This is a genomic window from Methylopila musalis (assembly GCF_042679725.1).
GTDB classification, from domain to species: domain Bacteria; phylum Pseudomonadota; class Alphaproteobacteria; order Rhizobiales; family Methylopilaceae; genus Methylopila; species Methylopila musalis.
This window is the reverse complement of the sequence record NZ_JBHTMX010000167.1, coordinates 1-6286: the sequence shown is the minus strand read 5'-3', so window position 1 is coordinate 6286 and position 6286 is coordinate 1. Positions and strand designations below refer to the sequence as shown.

The 6286-nt window shown below is 70.4% G+C and carries 6 protein-coding genes; 2 read left to right on the top strand and 4 right to left on the bottom strand.

The window, feature by feature from the left end:
• Window positions 1–264: hypothetical protein (locus tag ACFQ4O_RS13940; protein ID WP_378776350.1), on the bottom strand; the 264-nt coding region annotated here is incomplete at its 3' end.
• On the opposite strand from ACFQ4O_RS13940, the gene ACFQ4O_RS13935 reads away from it, so the two are divergent.
• Together ACFQ4O_RS13935 and rpoH are read left to right on the top strand one after the other, a co-directional pair.
• Window positions 263–1267 (top strand): RluA family pseudouridine synthase, encoded by a 1005-nt coding sequence (locus tag ACFQ4O_RS13935; protein WP_378776348.1) that lies wholly within the window; start codon window positions 263–265, stop codon window positions 1265–1267. The two genes, ACFQ4O_RS13940 and ACFQ4O_RS13935, sit on opposite strands and share 2 nt — an antisense overlap.
• A 150-nt stretch (window positions 1268–1417) precedes the next feature.
• Complete coding sequence (gene rpoH, locus ACFQ4O_RS13930) at window positions 1418–2299, top strand: RNA polymerase sigma factor RpoH (protein WP_378776346.1); 882 nt, start codon at window positions 1418–1420, stop codon at window positions 2297–2299.
• Between the two features lie 697 nt (window positions 2300–2996).
• Here the strand turns inward: rpoH and ACFQ4O_RS13925 are convergent.
• The 3 genes from ACFQ4O_RS13925 to ACFQ4O_RS13915 all read right to left on the bottom strand — a co-directional run bounded on the left by ACFQ4O_RS13925 (window position 2997) and on the right by ACFQ4O_RS13915 (window position 6048).
• Window positions 2997–3284, bottom strand: coding sequence for a DUF6460 domain-containing protein (locus ACFQ4O_RS13925; protein ID WP_378776344.1), 288 nt, complete (start codon window positions 3282–3284; stop codon window positions 2997–2999).
• Between the two features lie 16 nt (window positions 3285–3300).
• Complete coding sequence (locus ACFQ4O_RS13920; protein WP_378776342.1) at window positions 3301–4938, bottom strand: lysine--tRNA ligase; 1638 nt, start codon at window positions 4936–4938, stop codon at window positions 3301–3303.
• A gap of 270 nt (window positions 4939–5208) precedes the next feature.
• Window positions 5209–6048: a transporter substrate-binding domain-containing protein gene (locus tag ACFQ4O_RS13915; RefSeq protein WP_378776340.1), complete on the bottom strand. Its 840-nt coding sequence runs from the start codon at window positions 6046–6048 to the stop codon at window positions 5209–5211.
• Between the last annotated feature and the right edge of the window lie 238 nt (window positions 6049–6286).

Here is a 6286-nt window from a genome sequence, read left to right as displayed (position 1 = left end):
CCGGCCGGCGTCGGCGGCGACGCCGAGCACCCGCGCGCCGGCGGGCAGGGCGAGCGCGGCGTGGGCGGGGCCCGTCTCCGCCTGCTTCGACTTGACGACCCGGTAGACGATCGCCGACATGACGGCGAGGAAGCCGACGCCCATGGTCAGCCCGCCGATCAGGAACAGCTTCCGCAGCCGCCGATAGACCTGCGCGATCCGGGGATCGTCCTCTTCCGCGACCTCGTCCGCAACCGGGCCGTTGGGCCCCCCGAGCGCCGTCATGTCATCCGCCTTTTCGCTTTCCGATGATCCGCGCGCCGTCGCCGTGCCCGCCGGCCCCGACGACGCGGGGCAACGGCTGGACCGGTTTCTGGCGGCGCGCCTGCCCGAATTCTCCCGCGCCCGGCTCCAGGCGCTGATGCGCGAGGGCGCGGTCTCCGCGGACGGGCGGACGCTAGTGGACCCCTCCGCGCGGGTCAACGCGGGCGAGACCTATGTGGTGGCGGCCCCGCCGCCGGCGCCGGCCGAACCTGTGGGGCAGGACATTCCGCTCGCGGTGGTGTTCGAGGACGCCCATCTCATCGTCATCGACAAGCCGGCGGGGCTCGTTGTGCATCCGGCCGCCGGCCACGCCGACGGCACGCTCGTCAACGCGCTGATCAACCACTGCGGCGCGAGCCTGTCGGGCGTCGGGGGCGTCGCCCGGCCGGGCATCGTCCACCGGCTCGACAAGGACACCTCCGGCCTGCTGGTGGTGGCCAAGCACGACGCCGCCCATCGCGGCCTGAGCGCCCAGTTCGCCGATCACGGCCGCACCGGCCCGCTGGTCCGCTCCTACCGGGCGCTGGTCTGGGGCCTTCTGTCCCGGCCCCGGGGCACGGTGGACGCGCCTCTCGGCCGGTCCGAGCGCAACCGCGAGAAGATCGCCGTCCGGGCGGACGGGCGCGAGGCCATCACCCACTGGGAGGCGCTGGAGCGGTTCGAGGCGGCGGGCGCGAGCCTGGTGGAGTGCCGGCTGGAGACCGGCCGCACCCACCAGATCCGCGTGCACATGGCGACGCTCGGCCATCCGCTGCTGGGCGACATGGTCTACGGCGCCTCGCACCGCACCAAGGCGGCCCGGCTGTCGGAGGAGGGGCGCGAGGCGCTGACGGCGCTCGGCCGGCAGGCGCTGCACGCCGCCGAGCTCGGCTTCGCCCACCCGGTCACGGGCGAGGAGCTTCATTTCGAGAGCCCCTTGCCGGACGACCTCGCACGCATGATATCTGCGCTGGAAACCCAGTGAGCCATGCATAAGCGCACGTCAGCGTGAATGGAAATTGACACCATTCCGCCGCGCTGGCGCGTTACTGTCTCACACGATGCGATCGGCGCGTGACGCGCGGTCGCGGCCGGGCCTGCCGAAACCGGGGGCCCAGAGTCGAAGGAGACGCCCATGGCTTCGGCCGCCTTGCCCCTTCTTGTCAGCGATTCGGGTCTGTCGAAGTATCTCGACGAGATCCGCAAGTTCCCCATGCTCGAGCCGCAGGAGGAGTACATGCTCGCCAAGCGTTGGCGCGAGCATGGCGACCGCGACGCGGCGCACCGGCTCGTCACCAGCCATCTCAGGCTCGTGGCCAAGATCGCTATGGGCTATCGCGGCTACGGCCTGCCGATCGGCGAGGTGGTGTCGGAGGGCAATGTGGGCCTGATGCAGGCGGTGAAGCGGTTCGAGCCGGACAAGGGCTTCCGCCTCGCCACCTACGCCATGTGGTGGATCCGCGCCTCGATCCAGGAGTACATCCTGCGCTCGTGGTCGCTGGTGAAGATGGGCACCACCGCGAACCAGAAGAAGCTGTTCTTCAACCTGCGCAAGGCCAAGAGCCAGATCTCGGCGCTCGAGGACGGCGACCTGAAGCCCGATCAGGTGAAGCAGATCGCCACCAAGCTCGGCGTCGGCGAGCAGGACGTGATCGACATGAACCGCCGTCTCGGCGGCGACGCTTCGCTCAACGCGCCGCTGCGCGAGGACGAGGGCTCGTCCGAGTGGCAGGACTGGCTGGTGGACGACAGCGACAGCCAGGAAAGCCGCCTCGCCGAGAACGAGGAGCTGGACAACCGCCGCAAGGCGCTGTCGGGCGCGCTCACCGTGCTGAACGACCGCGAGCGCCGCATCTTCGAGGCGCGCCGCCTCGCCGACGAGCCGTTGACGCTGGAGGAGCTGTCCTCCGAGTTCGGCGTCAGCCGCGAGCGCGTGCGCCAGATCGAGGTGCGCGCCTTCGAGAAGGTGCAGGACGCGGTGCGCAAGAACGTGGCGCAGATCGAAGCCCGCGCCTGAGGCTTGGGTGTCTTTGCGTGAAGGAAGGCCGTCCGCGTGATCCGCGGGCGGTTTTTTATGGGCGACGCGTGCTGGTGCGGGCGAACGTCGCCATATCCGTCATGCCCGAGCTTGTCTCGGGCATCCACGACTTGCGAGGCCGACGTGCGGCGCGGCGGGCAGTCGTGGATGCCCGCCATGCGGCGGGCATGACGGGGAGGGGATGGCGCGGGTCGCAGCTGAGGGCAGGGCTACGGGCGCGACGATGACGAGGCTGTCCGCCATCCGCGGACGGCTTTGTTATGGGCGACGTCGCGACACATGTGGCGCCGAGGCTCACCCACCGTCATGCCCGAGCTTGTCTCGGGCATCCACGACTTGCGAGGCCGACGTGCGGCGCGGAGACAGTCGTGGATGCCCGCCATGCGGCAGGCATGACAGGGAGGGGGCGCAACTGAGGGCCGGGCTATGGGCGCGACTATGACGAGGCCGTCCGTGTGATCCGCGGGCGGCTTTTCTATGGGCGAAGCGTGCTGGTGCGGGCGAACACCGCCATGTCCGTCATGCCCGAGCTTGGTCCTCGGGCATTCACGACTTGCGAGGTCGACGTGCGGCGCGGCGGACAGTCGTGGATGCCCGCCATGCGGCGGGCATGACGGGGGAGGGTGTCGCGCCGGAGAGAATCATCCCCCCTGGCGCCCGGGCAGCCTTCGCCGCATCAGCTCCGCCCCGAGCCGACCTTGAGCAGCCGCAGCACGATCCAGACCGGGATGACCACCGCGGCGCCGATCATCAGCCAGCGCAGCAGCGCGCGGATCAGGTCGGCGCTGTTGGCGAACAGGTCGCGGATCACGTCGAGCGCGTAGTCCAGCAGCCGGAACACGTCGAGATCGAGCTGGTCGAGGATCAGCCCGACCACGACGCAGAGCGCCACGAGCCGCAGCAGCACGCCGAGCGGCGAGCCGCCGAGGAAGCGGGAGACGCCACCGGAGGAACCGTAGGACATGGACCGATCTCCCCGCTCAGGCCGCCTGCGCCAGTTCGCCGGCGAGCGCGCGCCGGATCAGGGCGCGCGTCTCGTCAACGCCATAGGCCGCCACGAAGGTTCCGAAGCGCGGGCCTTCCTTTTCGCCGAGCAGCAGCTCGTAGAGCGCGCTGAACCAGGCGAAGGACACGCCGGGGCCGCCGTCCGGACCCTTGCGCTTCTTGTCCTGGTAGCGCTCGATCGGGCGGGCGACGTCCAGCACCACGTCCTGGATCGCGGCGGTGTCGGCGTCGGGGGCGAGCGCCGCGAGGCCGGCGTCGAGCTGGGCGAGCGCTTGCGCCTCCACCTCGTCGGCGAGGCGGAAGGCCCGGCGCGGCTTCACCCGGTCGATGAAGTAGCGCACGGCGTAGCCCGCCAGCCGGTCGAGATCGGGATGGGTCTCCGCGGTCACGCCGGGGGCGTAGCGCCGGATCATGCGCCACAGCACCGCCTTGTCCTCGGCGTTGGCGGCGGAGGCGAGCTTCAGCAGCAGGCCGAAGGACACCGGCATGTCGTCGGCCGGCGGCTCGCCGGAATGGATGTGCCACACCGGATTGCCGAGCTGCGTCTTCACGTCCTGCGCCGCGTAGCGGGAGAGGAAGTTGTAATACTCGTCGACCGCCTTCGGAATGACGTCGAAATGCAGCTTCTTAGCCGAGCGGGGCGACTGGAACATGTAGAGCGCGAGACTCTCCGGGCTGGCGTAAGTCAGCCACTCGTCGATGGTGAGGCCGTTGCCCTTGGACTTGGAGATCTTCTGGCCGTTCTCGTCGAGGAACAGCTCGTAGACGAAGTGCTCCGGCGCGACGCCGCCCAGGATCTCGCAGATCCGGTCGTAGATCGGCGCGTTGGTCTGGTGGTCCTTGCCGAACATCTCGAAATCGGCGTCGAGCGCGGCCCAGCGGGCGCCGAAATCGGGCTTCCACTGCAGCTTCACCTCGCCGCCGGTCACGGGCAGCGTCTTGTCCACGCCGTCCTCGTCGGTGAAGGTGATGGTCCCGTCCCGGGCGTTCACCTCCTTCAGCGGCACGTAGAGCACGCGGCCGCTCACGGGCGAGATCGGCAGAAACGGCGAATAGGTCGCGCGCCGCTCCTCGCCCAGCGTCGGCAGCATCACCGCCATGATCTCGTCGTAACGCTCCGCCGCCCTCAGCAGCACGGCGTCGAGCTTGCCTGAGCGGTAGTATTCGGTGGCGGAGGCGAACTCGTAGTCGAAGCCGAACGTGTCGAGGAACCGCCGCAGCATGGCGTTGTTGTGGTGGCCGAAGCTTGCATAGTCGCCGCCGAACGGGTTCGGCACCGAGGTCAGCGGCATCTGCAGGTAGGGCGTCAGCGCGGCCGGGTCCGGCACGTTGTCCGGCACCTTGCGCATGCCGTCCATGTCGTCGGAGAAGCACAGCAGCCGGGTCGGGATCCGGTCCTCGGTCAGCGTGCGGAAGGCGTGGCGCACCATGGTGGTGCGGGCCACCTCGCCGAAGGTGCCGATGTGCGGCAGGCCGGACGGGCCGTAGCCGGTCTCGAACAGCACCGGGCCGTCCTTCGGTTTGCGCTTCAGCCGCTCGACGATCTTGCGCGCCTCCTCGAACGGCCAGGCGGCCGAGGACTGGGCGAATTCGGCGAGGTCTGAGGCGGTCATCGGCTCACACGGTCGGGACACGGAAGAGGCGCAACCTATGAAGGGGCGTTCGGGGCGTCAATGAGGCTCGCGGACGCCCCGTGTCGCCGCAGCCCGGCGGGCAGGACACCCCTGCGGGACGACACCCCTGCCGTCATGCCCGAGCTTGTCTCGGGCATCCACGACTTTTCGCCGAGCGTCCGCCGAAGGGTAAGTCGTGGATACCCGCGCGAAGGCGCGGGCATGACGGAGGCTAGGGGAGGCGCCTCGGTCCGTCTGAGGCCTAAGCGCTCACCACAGCCCGACGGGGAAATGCCGCAGGTAGATTTCCGCGTAGACGCCGTTCTCGTCCAGCCGCTGCAGCGCGTAGTCGATGGCGGCGCGCAGGCGGTCGTCGTCGGGGCGGAGCAGGGCGCCGACGCCCTCGCCGAAATAGCGCGTCTCCACGAACGGGCCGCCCACGAAGCCGCAGCAGTCGGCGGAGCCCTCGCCGTTGAGCCACAGCGCCAGCGCCACGCCGTCGCCGAAGGCGGCGTCGGCCGCGCCGTCCTTCACCGCCGCGCGGGCCGCCTCGGCGGTGGGGAAGGGCTTGAGCTCGGCCTTGGGGAAGAAGGCCTTCAGGAACGCCTCGTGGGCGGAGCCTTCCGCCACCGCCACGGAGCGGCCCTCCAGCGTCTCGGGCGTCGCGCCGGTCAGCGCCTTGTCTTTGCGGGCCACGAAGCGCGCCGGCGTCTGGTGCAGGCGCTCGGTCACGGCGAAGCGCTTGCGCAGGTCGGGCGTCGGCCGCGCCATGGCGAGGATCACGTCCGCCTGCCGGCGCTCGATCGTGTCCATCAGCGCGTCCCAGCGCCAGGCCTGAAGCGTGCAGGTGACCGACAGCTCGGCGCAGACGGCGCGGGCGAGATCGACCGCGAAGCCCACCGGCTGGCCGTCGGAGTCGGTGTAGTGGAACGGCGGATAGTCGTCGCCGGTCGCCCATTTGATCACCCGGCCGGCGGGAAGGTCCGGCTTCTCCAGCCGGGCCTTGGGATCGCTGAAGCGCGGGATCGCCACCGTGTCGGCCGCAGCTGGGGCGAGGGCGGCGAGGTTCGCCGCCACACACAGGCCGAGCACGACTCTCCAAAGTTGCATCCGACACGACTCCTCGCGTCAGGCGATTCTACTGTCGGAGAATGAGCCGAGGGTGAACGGCGGGGGGCCGTTCGATCGGCGGGGGCGGTTCCTCGCATGGCGCAGTTGGCGCGCGCGTTCAAGGCGAAAGCCCGTACGGAGCGGACGGCCGCGTTCGACCGCGCCGCGGTGGCGCCCCGCCGCGCGCCGGACCCGGACCACGCGCTGCCGCCGGAGTTCGTCGCGCTCGCGGGGCAGG